The sequence below is a fragment of the Gemmatimonadaceae bacterium genome (assembly GCA_019637445.1).
Taxonomy (GTDB): Bacteria; Gemmatimonadota; Gemmatimonadetes; order Gemmatimonadales; family Gemmatimonadaceae; genus Pseudogemmatithrix.
Genome location: JAHBVS010000001.1, coordinates 765,058 through 783,563, shown reverse-complemented (window position 1 = coordinate 783,563; position 18,506 = coordinate 765,058). Strand labels below are relative to the sequence as shown.

Genomic DNA, 18,506 nt, shown 5'->3' with positions numbered 1-18,506 from the left:
ACGCGCTGAATATCGCGCAGTCCACGCCGTGCTGCGCAAACTATCGCGCGAGTCCCCGCCACAGGAACGGCGTGGCCCCAAGCGCGAGCAACACCAACGGCCAAGCCTCCCCGCGCCACAGGGCGTAGTGCCCACTGAGCTCGGCGAGGCTCTGGCCACCCATCAGCCCGATGCCGAACTCGTAGGCCACCGTGAGCAGCACGAGCAGCATGGCCTGCGCGGCGAGCCTCACGCTGGGCGCATCGGCCGGAACGCGAAACAGCAGCCGTGTCGTGACGAGAATGATAGCGATCCCGGTCGCAGCACTCGCCCAGTCGGCTGCCGTCGCGGGGAGAAACCGCTTGAGCCCGAACTCACGCAGGATGCCATTGAGTGGCATCAGCACAGCGAGAAGCAACCAGGTGAACAGAAGGCGCGTGTAGGACATCCGTGACTCGCGAAGGGGCCGACTGCACGCTACGGAGCCGTGCCGCGCGCCACCGTAGGGCCTCCGCTGCAACCTTGTCGGAGAATCCCCGTAGTGGTCTCGAACGGACTACGGAGGCACTGTTGCACCCAATCGGCGCGCTACACCTCGGATCGGCGTTCTTTGCCATGGCAGTCGGGGCAATCGTACTCGCCCTCGGCGGGAAGGGCGGCCGGCGACACCGCCAGCTCGGCTGGGTCTACGTCGGCGCGATGACGACCGTCAACGTCACGGCCTTTCTGATCTATCGCTTGTTCGGGACCTTCGGGCCGTTCCACGTTGCGGCGGTCATCTCGCTGACCGGCATCGTGGTCGGGACCTGGGTCGCGCGCCGTGCGCGCGCCGCCCGCCTCGCGCGCAATCCGCATCGTCGGGCCGGACTCATCGAGAGCCACTACTGGTGGATGACGTTCAGCTACGCCGGCCTCATTGCGGCCTTTGCCTCCGAGACCATCACGCGCTACGACGCCCTGCGCGCGGTCGTGATGGCGAACGCCGGCTTCGGCGCTGCGGTCGGGATTGCCACCGCGGTGGTGACGACCGTGAGTGCGATCTGGATCGTGCGGGTGCGGCGGGCGGCGCTTGCGCCGTTCGCGCCGCGCTAGACGCGCGCCTTCGAGTACCGCGCCTGCATCCTGCGCCGCAGCCATAGCGGCATATGTCGCAGCGCGAACACCGTGAGCTTGTAGCGCTTGCCGGGAATCACCACACTCGGACCACCGCGGAACGCCTCGTCCAGAGACTCGCGCACCACCCGGTCCGCCGTCAGCCAGGCCCAGTTCGGGATGCCCTTCGTCTTGTCGATCTGCATCCGCTCGTGGAACTCCGTGTGCGTGAATCCGGGACAGAGTGCCTGCACGTGCACGCCGGTTCCCGCGAGCTCCATCGCCAGGCCCTCGCTGAACACGCGCTGGTAGGCCTTGGTCGCGCAGTAGTTCACGTTGCCTTGGCTCGCGGTGAATGAGGCCACCGATGCCACGTTGATGATCACACCCTCGCGCCGCTCGATCATGCCCGGCAGCGCCGCGCGCGTGAGCAGGTAGGGCGCCATCACGTGCAGCTCGAGCATCGTGGCCTGCTCGCCCACCGGACGCGTGGCGAGCTTCCCCTTGGTGCCGAAGCCGGCGTTGTTCACCAGCACCATCAGCCGCGACTCCTTGGCCAGGTGCTCGGCGAGCCCGCGCATGTCCACGTCGCGCGAGAGATCGGCCGGCCAGGGCGTCGCGGTGACGCCGTGCAGCAGCGAGAGCTCGTCGGCGAGCGCCCCCAGCCGCTCGGCGTCGCGGGCCACGAGCAGGAGGTCGAAGCCCCGCTGGGCGAGTTGCGTCGCGAATTCCTTGCCGAGTCCGGCCGAGGCGCCGGTCACGACCGCGAGCGGGCGGAGTGTCTGGGTGGTTTCGGTCACGGGCTGAATCTACTATTCCCGGGCGATGGGCATCATCCAGGCCAGCATCCCCTTGTTCTTTCTGCTGATCGGCGCCGAGCTCCTATGGAGCCAGGTGACGGGACGGCGAGTGCTGCGATTGAACGACTCGCTGAGCGATCTGAGCTGTGGGATCCTGAGCCAGCTCTCGGGCATCTTCACCAAGCTCTTCAGCATCGGGATCTTCATCTGGGTGGGGGAGCGCTGGACGCTGCAGCATCTCTCACGCGTGGTGCCGGCCTGGCCGGAGCGTGCGCCGTTCGCTGCGCTGGACGCGTTCCCGTGGCTCGCCGTCGATGGCGCGGCGCTGCTGAGCTGGGCCGCGGTTTTCGTACTCGTGGATTTCTGCTATTACTGGAGCCATCGCTACGCGCACGAGATCAACGTGCTGTGGGCCGGCCACGTGGTGCACCACAGCAGCGAGGAGTACAACCTGCCGGTGGCGCTGCGGCAGAGTGCGCTGCACGGGCTGATGTCGTGGGTGTTCTACATGCCGCTGGCCTTCATCGGCGTGCCGTGGCGCATGTTCGTGGCCTGTAACGCGCTCAATCTCGTCTACCAGTTCTGGATCCACACGCGAGCCGTCGGGCGCCTGTCGCCGCTCGGCGAGCTGATTCTCAACACCCCCTCGCACCATCGCGTGCATCACGGCGTGAACCCCAAGTACCAGGACAAGAACTACGCGGGCGTGTTCATCGTCTTCGACCGTTGGTTCGGCAGCTTCCAGGTCGAGGAGGAGGAGCCGGTCTATGGGATCACCAAGCCGCTGCGCAGCTGGAATCCGCTGTGGGCAAACGTGCACGTGTTCGTGCAGATCGCGCGCGACGCGTGGGCGGCCAGGCGCTGGCGTGACAAGTGGCGGATCGTGTTTGGGCGGCCGGGTTGGCGGCCGGCTGAGCTTGGGGAGATCGAGCGGCCGAAGGAAGTGAGTCGCGAGACTTTCGAGACCTTTGACCCGCCGGTGCCGGCGCCGCTGGCGTGGTACGCGTTCGCGCAGTTCGCCGCCGCACTGGTGGCGGCCTTCGTGCTCCTGCAGCGCGTCGACACGATTCCGATGGCGCAGGCGGCCGCGGCAGCGTTCTTCATCGCGATTGCCCTCGCCGGTGTCGGCGGTGTCTTCGAGAGCGCCAAGTGGGCCGCAGCCCTCGAGACGGCGCGCCAAATCACGGCGATGACCGCCTTTGCGGCGCTGTTGTGGACGGGTCTAGGACCGGCCGCGTTGGCAGTCGCCGGGCTGGCGTTCAGCGCCCTCTCGCTGGGGGTGCTGATCCGCTATCGGAGCGCCCTGACGCAGACCGAACTGGCGCCGATCATGTAGACGGAGGACGAAAGAGGCGAGGCCGTACGGCCTCGCCCCCTCCGTCCTTCGTCTTTCGTCGCTCTGTGACCGCGGCTAAATTCCCCGGGGTACTCAACCCCGAAGACCGCCGTGAAAATCGCCGTGCTCACAAAGCGCGTCCCCGACATGGACGTCCGCTTCAAGATTGCCCCGTCCGGCAAGGCCGTGGACGAATCGGGGCTCAAATTCGATGTCTCCGACTTCGATGGCTACGCCGTCGAGGCCGCCCTGCAGATCAAGGAGAAGGACAACGCCGGAGAGGTCGTCGTGATCTCCCTCGGCCCCGACGTCGTGCAGGAGACCCTGCGTAAGGCGATGTCGATGGGTGCCGACCGCGCCGTGCAGCTCAAGGCCGACCACGTGCCGGCCGATTCGTTCGCGATTGCCAGCGCGCTGGCCGCCGAGCTCAAGGATGGCGGCTACGACCTGATCATGTTCGGGCGCATGAGCATCGACACCGCACACGGCGCGGTCGGTGCCATCACCGCCGAACTGCTCGGGCTGCCCTGCGTCACCGCGATCTCCAAGCTGGAGTTCGATGGCACGACGGCGAAGATGCGACGCGAGCTTGAGGGTGCCTACGAGCTCGTCGAGTGCGCCCTGCCCGCGGTGGTCACCATCGACGAGGGCATTGCGCGGCCGCGCTACCCCTCGCTCAAGGGTATCATGGCTGCGAAGAAGAAGCCGCTGGAGACCAAGCCCGCGCAACTGCCCGCCGAGCGGCTCTCGCTCGATGCGATGGCGCTGCCGCCGGAGCGCTCGGCCGGCAAGATCATCGGTGAGGGTCCGGACGCCGTGCCGGAGCTCGTGCGCCTCCTCAAGGAAGAGGCCAAGGTTCTCTAATGTCGAACATTCTTGCATTTGCCGAGTCGCGCAGTGGTGACCTCCGCCGCGCTGGGCTCGAAGCCGTTACCGCCGCCCGCACGATCGCCGACGCCAAGGGCGGACAGGTGCACGCGATTCTTTTCGGTGCGCCAGGCATCGGCAAGCACGCCGAGGCGCTGGGCAAGCACGGGGCCGATGTCGTGCTCGTCGTCGAGCACGCGGGCTTCACGCACAACAATCCCGAGGCGGTTGCGGCCACCATCGCCGAGAAGGTGAAGGGCGGCTACGCAGGCTTCGTCTGCGCGGCGAGCGCCACGGGCAAGGACCTCGCGCCGCGCGTGGCTGCCAAGCTCGGTGTGCCGATGGCGTCGGACGTCACTGCGTTCGAGGTGAAGGCTGATGCCATCACCGCGACGCATCCCGGCTACACGGGCAAGGTGCTGCAGACAGTCACGCTGACGGCGTCACCCGCAGTGGTGAGCGTGCGCCCCGGTGCCATCCTGCCCAAGGAGAACGCCAAGGCCGGCACGGTGGAGACCCTCGCGCCGAGCGGCGATCCCTCCACCAGCCGCGTGAAGGTCACGGAGACTGCGGTTGGCAACGCCGCCAAGCTCGACCTCGGCGAGGCGCCGGTGATCATCTCCGGTGGTCGCGGGCTCAAGGAAGCCGCGAACTTCAAGCTCGTCGAGGATCTCGCCGCAGCCTTCGGCAATGCGGCCGTTGGCGCCACGCGCGCCGTCACCGACGACGGCTGGCGCCCGCACGCCGATCAGATCGGGCAGACGGGCCGCCTTGTGTCGCCGGACCTCTACGTGGCCTGCGGCATCTCCGGCGCCATCCAGCACCTCGCCGGCATGCGCACGTCCAAGACCATCGTGGCGATCAACAAGGACAAGGACGCGCCCATCTTCAAGATTGCCGACTACGGCATCGTGGGTGACGTGCTGGCGGTGTTGCCCGTACTGACGGAGGCGGTGAAGAAGGCGAAGGCGTAGGTGTCGGTTCCAAAGAGGTTGTTCACCGAGGCATATCCGAGAAAGCTGGAGGTGCGAGCCACCCAACCTTCGGCCAGAGGTCTCAGTGAACATCCACAATAACGCGCGATTGACCGTCTGCGGGCGAGCCGGGCGAACTGGAGCACGTCGGCACCAAGGCGCTCGACCGCTTTGCGGCCGCCGGACACCGCGCGCACGGCAACCGCTCGAAGGTCGCGCGCCGCGGCGGCCTCGGGCAGGACCACCTCCACGTCGCGGTCGACGACGCCATGCGCCTCGCGTACGCGGAGCTGCTGCCGGCACTTCCGCACTCGGCCCTATCGACAAGAGACGAACGGCAAGGCGGAGCGCTTCATGCAGGCCGCGCTCCGCCGCTGGGCCCACTAGAAGCCGTACCGGACCTCCGCGCACCGCGACGCGGCACTGCCCGACTGCCTAGACTGCTACAACGTCGAACGGCCCCATCGGTCGCTCGGTCGCGTCCCGCCGCTGCTGCACTTCCCAATGCAGCGTGAACAACGTCCTTAGAACCGACTGCTAGTGTCACGCTGGATGCAGGTCACGCGAACGTCGGATGCCACGGTGTCACACTCCTGAGTGAGGTCGTGTCTGATCGCGAACGCCCAGCGGGGCCACGGCGCGGGTAGCCGTGGCCCCCGGGGCGGGGCTCGCTCGAACTCCTATTGTTGCTGCGTAACTACTCCGTGCTCAGCAGCGCCATCGCCGCTGGGGTGGCTGGTAGCTGTGCGATGACTGAACCGCAGTCGGCCATCAGCTGCACGACACCGCGCTCTGGCACATACGCCACGTTCTGGCGCGGAACGACGCGCAGCAGCTCGTCAAGGTTTGACCGTTCGATGAGTCCTTCAAGATCCGCCTTCGGTGGCGCGCCCGTCACCGCACATGCGTGATAGTCGCATCCGAGCTCCACCTCGTAACAGCTGTGTCGCCCGAGCCCGAACCCTCCCGGCCCCCCAGTCACGTTCTGGTGCTCGACCGTCGTGCCGCACGGCAGTGAACTGCACGTCGCCAAGCAGTCGCGAATCGAGATGGGCGAGACGTCGCCGTTCGCCGAATCGAGCTGCTGTGGTGTCGAGAACGCGGATAACATGACCGCGACGACTCCACACAGAACGCCTCCTGCTAAGTACCTAAAGACTCGGCTGCTGATCTCCCGGTGTGCTCACCGAGAAAAGGTTGCCCGCAAGACAACGAGCCGTCCCCCATCTCCTCCGGGGCGAATGCCCCAATACATCCCGTCGCCGAGGGATCCAGACACGTACGCGTCCTCGTCGGCGGTCGCGATCAATCGCCGATTCGCCGGGTCGAGCACGAAGAACCGGGTATTCACGTAGCGGCCCCAGTCGTCGACGACAGTTACGCGATGCCCATCGACGATGCGTGCCTCGCCGACGGCTTCCAGTGAGCGCGGATCTGGTAAGATCATGCCCACCATCAATAGTCCGTCGGATCGCTCCTCGATGGTGAAGAACTCGGCGCCGTGCGCCCCACCTGGACGTCGGGTGGTGAAGTTCTCGAAACCGCTCATGGGGAGCTGCCACTCGGACCTCTGCGTGTTGCCGAGCGCGAACTGTCGAATGACTGGCGATCTCGCGTCGACAGCCCAAAACGTTCCGGATGCCGCGATCCGCATCGGCGTCCGATACGTAGGCACCTGGCTCGGCCGTACGACGCGGGCGTCCGCCGGCGAGCCGAACGATCGCACGAGTGCGCCTTGCCGCGAGTACTCGTGGAAGGGCATCCCGAAGCCTGCATGGGTACCGATCATCCCGGCCACGAGGAAACCGCCGCTCGCCAGCCGAGAGGCACGGATCGTCGGCACAACATCAACGCGCTCCTCTCGCTCCAGGCGCCCCGACGGTCCAAAGATGAGGGCCTTCGCGTTCCCCGAGTCGAACACCGCGACGGAGTCGGCACCCCAATCGAGCAACAGTGTTGGCGACTGCATCTCGGTCGGGCCGGCACCGCGCCGAGCAATCAGCCCGACGTAGCGACCTCGCTCGTCGAAGCGGTAGACCGTGGCAGCCTCCGCGTCGAGGACGATCCAGTGGGACCGGGCAAAGCGATGCACCGCCATGGGCCGCGTCGGCAGGCCGCCCGACCCCCAGTCCGCCTGAAACGCCACCACTTCCTCGAACCGAAGGCGGCAGGTTGAGCAGGAGGGCGAGAGGTCCAGCGTCGGCTGCGCCCCAGCGGCGGCTGTGGCAACCGCGAGCAGCAGCATCGCAGGCATGGTGTGCGAGAACGACATGGTAGACCCGGATGAGGTTCGCACGAAACTGTCGTGGATGGCGCAGAAGAAGTCAATAGGCCTAGGGCGTTACGATTTCTGGCCTAGATGTCGGTTCCAAAAAGGTTGTTCACCGAGGAATAACCGAGAAAGCCGGAGGTGCGAGCCACCTAACCTTCAGCCAGAGGCCTCAGTGAACATCCACACAGCGCGCGATTGACCGTCTGCGGGCGAGCCGGGCGCGTTCGCCGGGTCGTCGTCGACGGCGAATCGGTGGCGGCTGTCGCCGCTGCGCTCCGCATCAGCACCAACACGGCGTACGAGTGGCTGCGGCGCTTCGCCAGCGGCGGCTGGGCCGCCCTCGCCGATTCCCGCTGACGTGGTGGGACCAGTGACCGTGGCATACCTTATCCCCGTGTCCGCAGAGCACATCGGCTTCGCCCTGATCCTCGTCCTATCGCTGGGGTCCTTCGCCTACAACGTCCAGCGCCTCGTCGGCTACCTGCGCGTCGGCCGGCTCGACGACGTGCGCTGGACCGAGATCCCGACCCGCGTCGGCAACCTGCTGACCATCGGCATCTTCCAGCGGAAGATCTTCCGCGATGGCGTCGCCGGCCCCATGCACGCGCTCATCTTCTGGGGCTTCCTCGTGCTGGGTGCGAGCACCACGGAGATGTTGATTGCCGGGGTGCTCCCGAGCTTCGGCTACGAGCACTTCCTGCCGGAGCCGATCTACCGCCTGTACGTGGCCAGCCAGGAGGGCTTCGCGCTCATCGTGCTGGCGATGGTCTCGATGGCGCTGTGGCGCCGACTCACGCATCGCGTGCCGCGCCTTGAGGGCCCCGAGACGCACCCGAACGATCCGCTCCTGATCCTCAGCTGGATCGGCGCGCTGATGGTCACCATGTTTCTCTCGGAGGCCTTCCACTTTGCCTCCGCGCCGGATCCGCTGGCCAGTGCGTTCCCCGTGAGCTATCCGCTGGCGCAGATCCTCGTGCGCTTTGGCTTCCAGCCCGGAATGCCCGCGCCGATCCTGATGCACGAGCTGTTCTGGTGGTCGCACGCCCTGCTCGTGCTCGGCTTCCTCAACTACCTGCCGTACTCGAAACACCTGCACGTCGTCGTCTCGCTGCCCAACACCTTCCTCTCGAACACCAGCGGTCCGGGCACGGTCGGCACGATGCGCGCGATGGACTTCGAGGGTGCGGACGCCGAACAGTTCGGCGCCAGCGATGTCGAGCACCTGAGCTGGAAGTCGCTGCTCGATGGCTTCGCCTGCACGGAGTGCGGGCGCTGCACCGCCGTCTGCCCGGCGGCAAGCACGGGCAAGCTGCTCTCGCCGCGCAAGATCATGGTCAACGTGCGCGAACGGCTGGAGGCCAAGGCGCCGTGGATGGCGTCCGGTGAGGGCGGCGTCGCAACCCTCACGGCTGACGCGCCCTCCGACCTCTCGGAGAAGCTCCTCCTCGGCGGCTACATCACCGACGAGGAGCTCTGGGCCTGCACCTCCTGCCGCGCCTGCGTCTACGAGTGCCCGGTCTCGATCGACCAGCTCAGCGTCATCAATGAGCTGAGGCGCAACCTCGTGCTCGCCGAGTCGCGATTCCCGGAAGAGATGATGCCGGCCTTCGAGTCCATGGAGACCAGCGGCTCGCCCTGGGCCTTTGATCCCGGTGACCGCGCCAAGTGGGCCGAGGGGATGAACATCCCGACGATGGCCGAGATGACGGAGCGCGGCGAACGGCCCGAGGTGCTGTACTGGGTGGGCTGCATGGGCTCGTTCGATGACCGCGCCAAGAAGACCACGGTGGCGTTTGCGAAGATTCTGCAGGCGGCGGGCGTCAAGTTTGCCATCCTCGGGCAGGAAGAGAAGTGCAACGGCGACCCCGCGCGCCGTATGGGCAACGAGTACCTCTACCAGATGCTCGCCAAGGAGAACGTGGAGACGCTGGGCAAGTACGGCGTGAAGACCGTCGTCACCGCCTGCCCGCACTGCTTCCACCAACTCGGCAACGAGTATCCGCAGTTCGGGGGTGAGTACGAGGTCATCCACCACTCGACCTACATCGAGCACCTGATGGACCAGGGCCGCGTACCAATCCGCGAGGAGCTGCACGGCCCCGTGCGCACCTTCACTTACCACGACTCCTGCTATCTCGGTCGCTACAACGACGTCTACGAGGCGCCGCGCGAGACGCTGCGGAAGGCGTTGCCGGTGGTGAACCTGGTCGAGATGGGCCGCACGAAGGATCGCGGCTTCTGCTGCGGCGCCGGCGGCGGCCGGATGTTCATGGAGGAGACCGTCGGCAAACGCATCAACGTGGACCGCGCCGAGGAGGCCTTGGCGACCAAGGCCGACGCCGTGGCAGTCGCCTGTCCCTTCTGCATGACGATGATGGCCGACGGTGTGAAGGCACAGGGTTCCGAGGTGCCCGTGTACGACATCGCCGAGGTAGTGGCGGAGCGGCTGGCGTAGGTCGGTCCGTGTCCGAGCACCCGAAGGAGTCGTTGATCGAGCTGCCGCCCGATCATCCGAACCTGCCTATCAAGCCGCCCTTCGTGTTCCTGTGGGCGATCGCGATCGCCGTGGTCGTGCACGTGATTCGGCCCGTATCGGTGCGGCCAGATCGTTGGGGGGCGCTGGGGTTCGTGTTCATGGCGTTGGCCGCCGCACTCGCGAGCTGGGCCGCGCTCACGCTGCGGCGGCACGAGACAGATGTACGTCCTTGGAAGCCGACCACCGCCATCGTCACCACCGGACCGTACGCGCTGACGCGCAATCCGATCTATCTCGCGTTCGCGCTGATGCAGCTGGGCGCGGGGCTCTGGCAGGACAGCCTCGCCCTGGTGTTGATGGTGATTCCCGCCGTAGCGGCGACCAACCGCTGGGTGATTGCGCGGGAGGAAGCGTATCTCGCGCGGAAGTTCGGTGAGCTTTACGAGCGGTATCTCACCGAGGTGCGGCGCTGGCTCTAGGTCGCTCCGAGGCCCGCAACTGCACGATTCGCGAGACGAGCGCCACCCGCTTGACGGCGCCGCGCGCTACCGCCGCCACCGCGGCGCGCTACCGCCGCCACCGCAGCGCGTAGAGCGTAATGCTCGGTCGCTGTTCCCCCACCGGCGCCGCCTCACGATGCAGCACCTCGTGCCTGAGCCCGCGCGCCTCGCATTCGCCAAGGAAGGCCTGCAGCCCGATGCGTCCCTGATCTCCCAGCAACATCACGCCCTCGGGAGCCAAGGTCCGCGCCACGACGTCGGCCAGGAGGCCTGCATACCGCATCTCGTACAAGAGGTCCGCCCCAAGCAGCAGTTCGAACTGCCCGAGGTCGGCGGGGATCGCATTCCAGTCCACAAGTCGCGTTGCGATCGGCGCCCCGAGCGCGCGCCTCGCGTTGTGCCGCACGAAGAGCAACGCATCATCGTAGTAGTCCGTCGCCAGTGCATCGAAGCCCACCCGCTGCGCCACGATGGACACCAAGCCGAGCCCGCAGCCGAGCTCCAGCGAACGAGGCCTGCCCGCACCTCCGAACGCCGCGAGCAGCTGCGAGCGGTGCGTGATGAGATACGAACTGAGAATCTCCGCCGAGCGCCAGAGGTCCGCCCAGTACGGGAGCCGCTCGTCCTTGGCGTAGTCCGCCTCTGAGATGAGGTCGTCGGAGTTGCGCGGCTTCTCGAGCGCCAGCGACCAGTCGGGCAGCACCACCGTCTGCTCGGACAGCGTAAAGCGACGCGCGATCTCGGCGGCGTCGCTGGCCGCGTGTGCCTCGCCATCATCCGCTGCCGGCACGCTCAGGTGGCGCTCACAGCGAGAAGTCCTCGCGCAGGCCGGCATCGTCGCCGAGCAGGAAGGCCGACAGCGTCTCGCCCGCCGGGACGGTACCCGAGTCTTCCGGAACGATCAGCAGCGCGTTGGCCAACGACATCGAGGTCAGGATGCCCGATCCCTGCGGGCCGGTGAGCCGCGCGCCGAGTGTCCCGTCCGCGCGCGGCGCGACAATGGCACGGTAGAAGTGCGTGAGCTTGGCCCCGATGCTCACCGGTTCCTCGAGCACCACCCGCACGGGCTGTCGATGCACCCGCCGGTGGCCAAGCATGCGACGGATCGCCGGCCGCACGTAGAGCTCGAAGGTCACCATTGCCGACACGGGGTTTCCGGGAAGTCCGATCCACGGGATGTCGCGCACGCGGCCGAAGCCGAGAGGCGCGCCCGGCCGCATGCGGACGCGCCAGAAGTCGAGCTTCGTCCCGAGCGCCTCGACAGCCGTTCTCGTGTGGTCGTGCTCGCCGACGCTCACGCCGGCGGTCGTGATGATGAGATCTGGCTTGAGCGCCGCGGCGCGCTCGAGCAACGCCGTCACCGCCTCCAGCGTGTCGGCGGCGTGCCCAAGCGAGAGCGGCTCGCCACCGTTCAGTCGAACCAGCGCCTCGAGCGTGTGCCGGTTGGAGCTGACGATGCGATTGCCCGCGCGCACCTCGTCGAAACGATCCAGGTCAACCAGTTCGTCGCCGGAGCCGAGGATCGCCACGCGCGGTCGACGATGGATGGGCACCTCGCTGAACCCGATGCTCGCCAGCACACCGATCTGCGCCGCACCAATCGGCGTGCCCGCGGGGATGGCCACGGCACCCGCGTGCACGTCCTCACCGGCGCGACGAATGTTCTTGCCCGCGTCCCGGTCCTTGAGCACCCGCACGCGCGCCGTGCCGCCGTCCGTGTCCTCAACGCGCACCACGGTATCGGCACCGGCCGGCAGTGGTGCACCCGTCATGATCTGCATCGCCTCCCCAGGCACCAGCGCCCGCTCCGCGCGCGCGCCGGCGGCAATGCTCCCAACCACGGGCAGCTCGCGCGGCGAGGACTCCGACGCGCCTGCAATGTCGGCCGCGAGGACCGCGTAGCCGTCCATCGCCGAATTGTCCCAGTGCGGCAGCGTGATCGGTGAGACGGCGTCTTCGGCGAGCACCGCACCCAGCGCGGAGTTCAGCGGCGCCCGAAGCACCCCCAGCGGCGCCACCGACGCCGCAATCCGAGTTGCCGCTTCGAGGACGGAGAGCATCAGCGCAGTCCGCCGTCCATCGACGCCAAGTAGACGAGAATCGCGTCCTGCACGCGCTCGACCTCGCGCGTCGGCACGGTATGGTTGTTGGCCATCAACGAGAAGAGCAGCACGCGTCCATCCGCCGTGGTCACGTAGCCGGAGAGGTTGCGCGCCTTGTCCAGCGTGCCGGTCTTGGCGCGCACATTGGCCATCGCGGGCGTGCCGACCATTCGCTCGCGGATCGTGCCGTCCACACCGCCGACCGGCAGCGCCTGGTAGTAGGCGTCAAAGTCAGCGCGTGTACGCATCACGTGCAGGAGCCGAACAATCGACTCCGGTGTGAGAAAGTTGTGCCGCGATAGCCCGCTGCCGTCCCGCAGCGCGGCGCCGCTGGAGTCCACACCCCACTCGGCCAGCTGGCGACGCACCACGACAAGCCCGCTGTCCGCCGTGCCCACGCCGGTGCGCTCGAGCCCCACGAGGCGGAGCAGCATCTCCCCGAGTTGGTTCTGCGACGGCTTCTGGAAGGCGCCGAGCATCGCGGTCAGCGGTGGCGACGGCAGCGTCGCGAGACGGGCCATCCCCGTGGTGTCGGCGAGCGAGTCCGCATCGACGCCGCCGTCGACCCGGATGCCCTTCGAGGCCAGGGCCTCCTCGAGCGCCGTCAGAAACGCACGCGAGGGATTGCGCAGAGCGACGTTGACGCTCGTCGAGTCCCCCGCGCGCACGCTGCCGGTCAACTCAAATGCGAGGCCGCCACCGTCCGCGATGCTTCGCGCGCGCACGCGCGAGCGAAGCATGCAGCAGTTGCGCGAAGTCTCGACGTTGACGCGCAGGATGCGCGGCAGAGAACGCGCGGGATGCGTGCGCACGCGGACCGGGCCGCCGGGACGCTCCGCGCCGTAGACCGTGATGCGCGCGAAGCCTTCATTGAACAACAGCTCGTCAACGGGCGCCGCGTACCCTTCGTCGAGGTCGTCCCAGGCCCAGCCAAGGCCGAGCGTGTCGCCGGGAAACGCGTCGCCGGCGCGGCGGAGACGTCCGGCGATGCTCTTGATGCCCCGCGCGGCCAGCGAGTCGGCGATGGCGCGCAGCGGCGCCATCGCGTCACCGGCCAAGGAGTCGCTCACCGAAGGATCGCCGCGGCCGACGATCACGAGATCACCCGGCATCGCGCCGTCGCGCCCTGGCCGGCGACCGAACACCGCCGTGCTCGTGCGATACTCGCCACCGAGCTGGGCCAGCGCGACGGCGGCCGTGACCAGCTTTACGTTCGACGCGGGGAGGAAGAGCTTGCCGGCGTTCGCCGAGTAGAGCGTGTCGCCGCGCTCGGGGTCTACGATGAGCACGCCCCAATGCGCCGTGCGCCACATCGGGTCGGCGATGAGCGAGTCCACGAAGCCGCCGAGCTCGGAGCGCGTGCGCGGCTGGAAGTTTTCCGTGAGGACGCTCGGCTTGAGTTCGGCCTGCTGGCCGGCGAGCGGCGCCGTTGCGGCGGCAAGTGCCAAAGAGGCTACGGCGAGCGCACGCTGAGTATCCCTCACAGAAACTCCTCCTCGATCCAATTGCAGAGCTCGCCGATATGCCGGTCGCCGTCGGCGATCGCGAACTGTCGTCCCCCAAACCCAGCCACCGGGACATCCGAGACCATCGCGCGCCAGGTCACCGGCGTCGGCGCATCATCAGGATACAGGGCCGTGGCGTGCGCCGCCGTCCGGAAAATCTCCAACTTGGGCATGGCCGAACGCTTGAAGCCCTCGCAGAGCACGAGGTCGGCATCGGCGAGGTAGCGATCCACCACCGCCTCTGGCGAGAGCTCCTCCGCCGTGCGTGAGACGAACGCGAACTTGTCCGGCGACACCATCGCCACGCGCGCCGCGTTGCCCTCGTGGTAGTGGCGGTAGGTGTCCGTGCCCGACGGGTCGAGATTGAAGGTGTGGGAGCCGTGCTTGAGGATCATCACACGCCGGCCGCGCCGCGTGAGTTCGGCGCTAAGCTTGGTGACCAGCGTGGTCTTGCCGGCGTGCTTGCGGCCGACCACGGCGAGCATCGGCGGGCGGCGCTCAGCCACGGGACGGATCCAGGGCAACAAGCTCGTCGCGGGTATTGACGTTGGCGAAGAGCCGCCGCGGGTCGCCAAACAGTTGCACGCGCTCCAGCGGCAGCCGCTGCACCGTCACGGCCGCGTGGAAACCGATCACCCGTAGATCGCCCGCGGTCAGCGCCGCATCAATGGCAGGGAGACAGCGTGGCGAGTACCAGGCGCAGAGCGGTTCGACGCCGCGGCGAGACCCTTCACTTTCGGGCAGCACGGCGTCGCGAGGGACTGCGCGCGCAGCGTCATCGGCGGCTATCCCACCGGGGCGGCCGCCCTCCACGCTCTCCGCCAACGCGCCGCCTTCACCGACGCGGCGGAGCTCGCCAAGCAGGGATGCGCTCACGAACGGCATGTCCCAGGCAACGAGGAGGACCTCGGTTCCCGCGTGCGTCAGTGCCGCGTGCAACCCGCCCAGCGCCCCGGCGCCCTCGCGCACATCACGCGCGACGCGAACGCCAGGCAGCCACGATGCCGCATCCTCGGCGTTCGCCACGAGCAGCAGCTCGTCCGTGACCTCACGCAGCGCCGCCGCCACGCGATCGATGATCCGCCGCCCGGCGACGCGTTCCAGTCCCTTGGGCTCGCCACCAAAGCGCGTGGCACCACCGCCGGCGAGAATGACGCCCGTGCAAGTCACGCGGACCACACCTGCGGCTGTCCGGACACCGCGCGCCCGACCAACACCATCCCCGCGGCCTGCGCGATCTCCACGGCCATTGTGCTCGGTACGCTCGGCGTGGCCACTACCGCAACGCGTGCCCGCGCCGCCTTGAACGCGAGTTCGCCGGAAATGCGACCCGTCACAAGCAGGATCAAGTCATCGGGGCGCTCGCCAGCCAGGATGCGCGAACCCATCACCTTGTCCACCGCGTTGTGACGACCGATGTCCTCGGCGTGGCAGAGCAGTGTACTGCCGTCGGTGAGTGCGGCTGCGTGGATGCCGCCGGTGTCCTTGTAGCGCTCGCCGCGCGCAAAAAGCTCCTTGAACAACGCGCGCGTCGTGGCGAGGTCGGGAATCGAAGGCTTCGTGTCGCGTCGCGGCACCGAGGAGAGCGATCCAAGAATCGTCGTGACGGCCCCGCAGCCCGAAGCCAGTACGCGCCGCCGCTCCTGTCCCTCGACCGTCGCATAGCGCTGCTCAGGCACCGTGACCCAGAAGCCGGGCTCCTTCGCGCAAGGCCGCATCGACAACAGGTCAGCCTTGGCATCGATGTAGCCCTCGCCGAAGCACCAGCCGACGACGAGTTCGGGCAACTGGTCCGGCGTACACATCCACGTGACGGCGGGCTCGCCGTTCACTTCGAGCCAGACCGGAACCTCGTCCACCGCGTCGAGCGGGACCTGGCCGTCCGGCGGGGTCGCCACGGCTAGCTCACCTCAGCCCAGAGTCCCGGCTCCTCAGAGACCCGTACGCGGAAGATGCGAATCTGCGGCGACAGCGCCCCGTGCAGCTTCTCGGCGATCCACCACGCCAGATTCTCGCTCGTGGGAATCAGCTTGCCCTCGGCAAACTCGGGTACGTCAAGCACGAGATTGCGATGATCCAGCTTGTCCACCACTTCGCTGCGCAACGCGGCATCGAGCAGGGTGAGGTCGGCGCAGAATCCGGTGAGGGGATCGATCTTGCCGCCGACCGTCACCTCGCAGGTGTACGTGTGCCCGTGCCAGTTGGGATGCGCGCAGGCGCCGAACACCTCGAGGTTCTTCGCGTCGTCCCACTCCGGCCGGCGATAGCGATGCGCTGCGGAGAAGCTCACGCTGCGCGTCAGCAGCGCGACGCGCGGGGGCTCACTTTCCCCAGACACGGGTCAGGCTTGCGCTGAGGATGAGATTGCCGCTCCACGGATTCGTGCGGCCCGTGCCAAGGATCGACGGCGAGGCCGACGTGACCTGGTCCTGAAAGCTGGCCGGATAGTTCAAGCGGTAGAGGGCGTGCGTGAGGTCCACCGACCACTCCCACTTGCCGGCGTTTACGGTGCGGACGCCCAGGCCCCACGAGAGCATCAGCTTTGGGCCGAAGCGATAGCCGCCGATGTCGAAGTCGCTGGTGAACGACGTGATCGCGCCAAGGTTGCCGTGCGCGCGTGGCGCCAGCCCCTTCCACGCCTTGTCGCCCGTGAGACTGAGCACCAGGCCACCGTCGAAGAAGCCCAGCGTCTCGCTGCGCGTGCCGGCGTTGCGCAGCGGCCCGGCGAACAGTGGATCCTTGATGTCGCGTTCAATGCCAGGCACCAAGCCCCCGCGCAGCGACAGCCAGAGCGGCCCGGGCACGTCGTACTCGTAGCGGCCCATCAGGGCGAGGCCAGACTTCGGCGCGACGCCGGCCTTGTCGTTGTCGCCGATGAACCAGCCGAGGTGCAGGGCGGCCATGTGCCGTCCCGTGGCGTCGGTGTACGGGCTCTCCGCAGGGAGATGCCCAACGACCTGGGCGCCGGCAATGGACGTGGTGAGCAGGAGCGGAAGGAAAAAGGCCGCTCCGAAGGTCCGACGGATCACGCAGGCACTCCAATGAGTCGTAGGTCTTGGCCCGTCATCTCCGCAGGCTGCTCGACGCCGAGCATGCCGAGCACGGTGGGGCCGACGTCCGAGAGCGCGCCGCCGGTGCGCAGGGGCACCGGCTGGCCGTCCTCGACGAGGAGGAAAGGGACCAGGTTCGTGGTGTGGGCTGTGTGCGGCCCGCCAGTCTCCGGGTCGATCATCATCTCGCAGTTGCCGTGGTCGGCCGTGATGAGCAGCCGCGCGCCCGCCCTCTCCGCCGAGGCCACGACGCGGGCGAGCTGTTCGTCCACCACTTCGCAGGCGCGGATGGTCGCGGCCATGTTGCCGCTGTGGCCGACCATGTCGCCATTGGCGTAGTTGCAGAGCGTGAAGTGGTGGGACTTGGCCTCGATGGCGGCGCAGAGCACGTCGCTGATACCCGGCGCACTCATCTCCGGCATCAGGTCGTAGGTGGCCACCTTCTGACTGGGCACGAGGCGACGTTCCTCGCCCTTGTAGGGCACCTCGTTGCCGCCGTTGAAGAAGTACGTCACGTGCGGGTACTTCTCCGTCTCTGCCGTGCGCAGCGTGGACATCCCGACGTCCTCCAGCACCTCGGCGACGATCTTGGCCATCGAGAAGGGCTCGAAGGCCACGGGCAGGCCAAAGGTCTGGTCGTACTGCGTCATCGTCACAACACGCAGCTTCGGGCGGTCCTTCACGTCGAAGCCATCGAAGCCCGGCTGCGATAGCGCCGAGACGATCTGGCGCATGCGGTCCGAGCGGAAGTTCCAGGCGATGACGGCGTCTCCGTCGCGCATCGGCGCCACGGGCTCGCCGTTGCGGACGACCACCGCCGGTTCCATAAACTCGTCGGTGACGTCGCGGTCGTAGTTGCCGGTGATGAAGCCGAGCGCGTCGGTCGTGCTCGGGCCGCTTCCGCGGACGGCCGCGTCGTAGGCCTTCTGCGTGCGCTGCCAGCGCTTGTCGCGGTCCATCCCGAAATAGCGCCCACCGATACTGGCGATGCGCGCGCGGTCGCCAATGCGCTCGGCCAGTGCGCGCACGTAGCCGTGGGCGGAGCGGGGCAGTGTGTCGCGGCCGTCGAGGAAGAGGTGCAGGGCGACCTTGGGCACGCGCTCCCGTTCGGCCAGCTCGACGAGAGCCACGAGGTGGTCGTCGTGCGCGTGCACGCCGCCGTCGCCCACGAGGCCGATCAGGTGCAGTGTGCCGCCATCCTCGCGCAGCGACGCGCAGGCGCGGCGGAACGCGTCGATCTGATAGAAGTTGCCGGACGCGATGCTCTCGCCGATGCGTACCAAGTCCTGCATCACCTTGCGGCCGGCGCCGAGGTTGAGATGCCCGACCTCCGAGTTGCCCATCTGGCCGGCCGGCAGGCCCACGGCCAGGCCGCTGGCCTCGAGCAGGGTGCGCGGCGCGCGCGCCCAGAGGCGGTCCCAGGTCGGGGTGCGCGCCATCTTGATCGCGTTGCCTTCGCTGCTCTCGCGGTGGCCCCATCCGTCGAGTACGACGAGCACGACAGGGCGATCCACGCCGGATGCCATCTCTTGGCCGGTCCGTGTAGGAGGTGA

Annotated in this window: 21 protein-coding genes; 8 read left to right on the top strand and 13 right to left on the bottom strand. The window is 67.8% G+C overall.

The genetic code is table 11. The features are described 5' to 3' along the window. Positions 1-40: 40 nt before the first annotated feature. Entirely contained in the window at positions 41-427 is a 387-nt protein-coding gene (locus KF709_03700) for a hypothetical protein (protein ID MBX3173487.1), read from the bottom strand. 167 nt (positions 428-594) lie between these two features. Here KF709_03700 and KF709_03695 point away from each other — a divergent pair, with 167 nt between their 5' ends. Further along, positions 595-1,071, top strand: a complete 477-nt coding sequence (locus KF709_03695; protein ID MBX3173486.1) for a hypothetical protein — start codon at positions 595-597, stop codon at positions 1,069-1,071. Here the strand turns inward: KF709_03695 and KF709_03690 are convergent. Continuing rightward, the gene (locus KF709_03690) at positions 1,068-1,871 is read right to left on the bottom strand and encodes an SDR family oxidoreductase (protein MBX3173485.1); all 804 of its coding nucleotides are present in this window, start codon (positions 1,869-1,871) and stop codon (positions 1,068-1,070) included. The two genes, KF709_03695 and KF709_03690, sit on opposite strands and share 4 nt — an antisense overlap. 25 nt (positions 1,872-1,896) lie before the next feature. On the opposite strand from KF709_03690, the gene KF709_03685 reads away from it, so the two are divergent. From KF709_03685 to KF709_03670, 4 genes are all read left to right on the top strand, one after another. Continuing rightward, positions 1,897-3,207 (top strand): sterol desaturase family protein, encoded by a 1,311-nt coding sequence (locus KF709_03685; protein ID MBX3173484.1) that lies wholly within the window; start codon positions 1,897-1,899, stop codon positions 3,205-3,207. A gap of 111 nt (positions 3,208-3,318) precedes the next feature. Continuing rightward, positions 3,319-4,071: an electron transfer flavoprotein subunit beta/FixA family protein gene (locus tag KF709_03680; GenBank protein ID MBX3173483.1), complete on the top strand. Its 753-nt coding sequence runs from the start codon at positions 3,319-3,321 to the stop codon at positions 4,069-4,071. Continuing rightward, positions 4,071-5,048 carry an electron transfer flavoprotein subunit alpha/FixB family protein gene (locus KF709_03675; protein MBX3173482.1) on the top strand — a complete coding sequence of 326 codons (978 nt, stop codon included), beginning with the start codon at positions 4,071-4,073 and terminating at the stop codon, positions 5,046-5,048. Before KF709_03680 ends, KF709_03675 begins: the two co-directional genes overlap by 1 nt. A gap of 423 nt (positions 5,049-5,471) precedes the next feature. Next, positions 5,472-5,576 carry a hypothetical protein gene (locus tag KF709_03670; GenBank protein ID MBX3173481.1) on the top strand — a complete coding sequence of 35 codons (105 nt, stop codon included), beginning with the start codon at positions 5,472-5,474 and terminating at the stop codon, positions 5,574-5,576. A 169-nt stretch (positions 5,577-5,745) separates the two neighbouring features. Here KF709_03670 and KF709_03665 read toward each other — a convergent pair whose 3' ends face one another. Then, on the bottom strand, positions 5,746-6,159 hold the full coding sequence (locus tag KF709_03665) for a hypothetical protein (GenBank protein ID MBX3173480.1): 414 nt from the start codon (positions 6,157-6,159) through the stop codon (positions 5,746-5,748). 72 nt (positions 6,160-6,231) lie between these two features. Then, positions 6,232-7,320, bottom strand: coding sequence for a hypothetical protein (locus KF709_03660; GenBank protein MBX3173479.1), 1,089 nt, complete (start codon positions 7,318-7,320; stop codon positions 6,232-6,234). 195 nt (positions 7,321-7,515) lie between these two features. Here KF709_03660 and KF709_03655 point away from each other — a divergent pair, with 195 nt between their 5' ends. Genes KF709_03655 through KF709_03645 form a run of 3 tightly spaced genes read left to right on the top strand, consistent with a single transcriptional unit; the run spans position 7,516 to position 10,275 of the window. After that, the gene (locus KF709_03655; GenBank protein ID MBX3173478.1) at positions 7,516-7,677 is read left to right on the top strand and encodes a helix-turn-helix domain-containing protein; all 162 of its coding nucleotides are present in this window, start codon (positions 7,516-7,518) and stop codon (positions 7,675-7,677) included. Positions 7,678-7,714: 37 nt separating this feature from the next. Further along, on the top strand, positions 7,715-9,775 hold the full coding sequence (locus tag KF709_03650; GenBank protein MBX3173477.1) for a (Fe-S)-binding protein: 2,061 nt from the start codon (positions 7,715-7,717) through the stop codon (positions 9,773-9,775). Positions 9,776-9,783: 8 nt separating this feature from the next. Then, positions 9,784-10,275: an isoprenylcysteine carboxylmethyltransferase family protein gene (locus KF709_03645; GenBank protein MBX3173476.1), complete on the top strand. Its 492-nt coding sequence runs from the start codon at positions 9,784-9,786 to the stop codon at positions 10,273-10,275. Positions 10,276-10,363: 88 nt separating this feature from the next. Here the strand turns inward: KF709_03645 and KF709_03640 are convergent, their stop codons facing one another. The 9 genes from KF709_03640 to gpmI are packed head-to-tail and all read right to left on the bottom strand — an operon-like array spanning position 10,364 to position 18,479. Then, positions 10,364-11,086: a hypothetical protein gene (locus KF709_03640; GenBank protein MBX3173475.1), complete on the bottom strand. Its 723-nt coding sequence runs from the start codon at positions 11,084-11,086 to the stop codon at positions 10,364-10,366. Positions 11,087-11,099: 13 nt separating this feature from the next. After that, positions 11,100-12,356 (bottom strand): molybdopterin molybdotransferase MoeA, encoded by a 1,257-nt coding sequence (locus KF709_03635; GenBank protein ID MBX3173474.1) that lies wholly within the window; start codon positions 12,354-12,356, stop codon positions 11,100-11,102. Next, the gene (gene dacB, locus KF709_03630) at positions 12,356-13,846 is read right to left on the bottom strand and encodes a D-alanyl-D-alanine carboxypeptidase/D-alanyl-D-alanine-endopeptidase (protein MBX3173473.1); all 1,491 of its coding nucleotides are present in this window, start codon (positions 13,844-13,846) and stop codon (positions 12,356-12,358) included. The genes KF709_03635 and dacB overlap by 1 nt, the downstream gene beginning before the upstream one ends. Positions 13,847-13,878: 32 nt before the next feature. Next, on the bottom strand, positions 13,879-14,409 hold the full coding sequence (gene mobB, locus KF709_03625) for a molybdopterin-guanine dinucleotide biosynthesis protein B (protein MBX3173472.1): 531 nt from the start codon (positions 14,407-14,409) through the stop codon (positions 13,879-13,881). Then, complete coding sequence (locus KF709_03620) at positions 14,402-15,073, bottom strand: molybdenum cofactor guanylyltransferase (protein MBX3173471.1); 672 nt, start codon at positions 15,071-15,073, stop codon at positions 14,402-14,404. The genes mobB and KF709_03620 overlap by 8 nt, the downstream gene beginning before the upstream one ends. After that, complete coding sequence (locus KF709_03615) at positions 15,070-15,801, bottom strand: formate dehydrogenase accessory sulfurtransferase FdhD (protein ID MBX3173470.1); 732 nt, start codon at positions 15,799-15,801, stop codon at positions 15,070-15,072. The genes KF709_03620 and KF709_03615 overlap by 4 nt, the downstream gene beginning before the upstream one ends. Positions 15,802-15,803: 2 nt before the next feature. Continuing rightward, a complete protein-coding gene (locus KF709_03610) occupies positions 15,804-16,193 on the bottom strand; it encodes a 6-carboxytetrahydropterin synthase (GenBank protein MBX3173469.1) in 390 nt (129 codons plus the stop codon). Positions 16,194-16,224: 31 nt separating this feature from the next. Further along, on the bottom strand, positions 16,225-16,932 hold the full coding sequence (locus tag KF709_03605) for a hypothetical protein (GenBank protein MBX3173468.1): 708 nt from the start codon (positions 16,930-16,932) through the stop codon (positions 16,225-16,227). Then, entirely contained in the window at positions 16,929-18,479 is a 1,551-nt protein-coding gene (gpmI, locus tag KF709_03600) for a 2,3-bisphosphoglycerate-independent phosphoglycerate mutase (protein MBX3173467.1), read from the bottom strand. The genes KF709_03605 and gpmI overlap by 4 nt, the downstream gene beginning before the upstream one ends. Positions 18,480-18,506: the final 27 nt, after the last annotated feature.

Bases quoted from the DNA above. Each gene is read 5' to 3' on its own strand.
- KF709_03700 (MBX3173487.1), bottom strand. From the start codon at position 427: ATGTCCTACACGCGCCTTCTGTTCACCTGGTTGCTTCTCGCTGTGCTG.
- KF709_03695 (MBX3173486.1), top strand. From the start codon at position 595: ATGGCAGTCGGGGCAATCGTACTCGCCCTCGGCGGGAAGGGCGGCCGG.
- KF709_03685 (MBX3173484.1), top strand. From the start codon at position 1,897: ATGGGCATCATCCAGGCCAGCATCCCCTTGTTCTTTCTGCTGATCGGC.
- KF709_03675 (MBX3173482.1), top strand. From the start codon at position 4,071: ATGTCGAACATTCTTGCATTTGCCGAGTCGCGCAGTGGTGACCTCCGC.
- KF709_03665 (MBX3173480.1), bottom strand. From the start codon at position 6,159: ATGTTATCCGCGTTCTCGACACCACAGCAGCTCGATTCGGCGAACGGC.
- KF709_03660 (MBX3173479.1), bottom strand. From the start codon at position 7,320: ATGTCGTTCTCGCACACCATGCCTGCGATGCTGCTGCTCGCGGTTGCC.
- KF709_03635 (MBX3173474.1), bottom strand. From the start codon at position 12,356: ATGCTCTCCGTCCTCGAAGCGGCAACTCGGATTGCGGCGTCGGTGGCG.
- gpmI (MBX3173467.1), bottom strand. From the start codon at position 18,479: ATGGCATCCGGCGTGGATCGCCCTGTCGTGCTCGTCGTACTCGACGGA.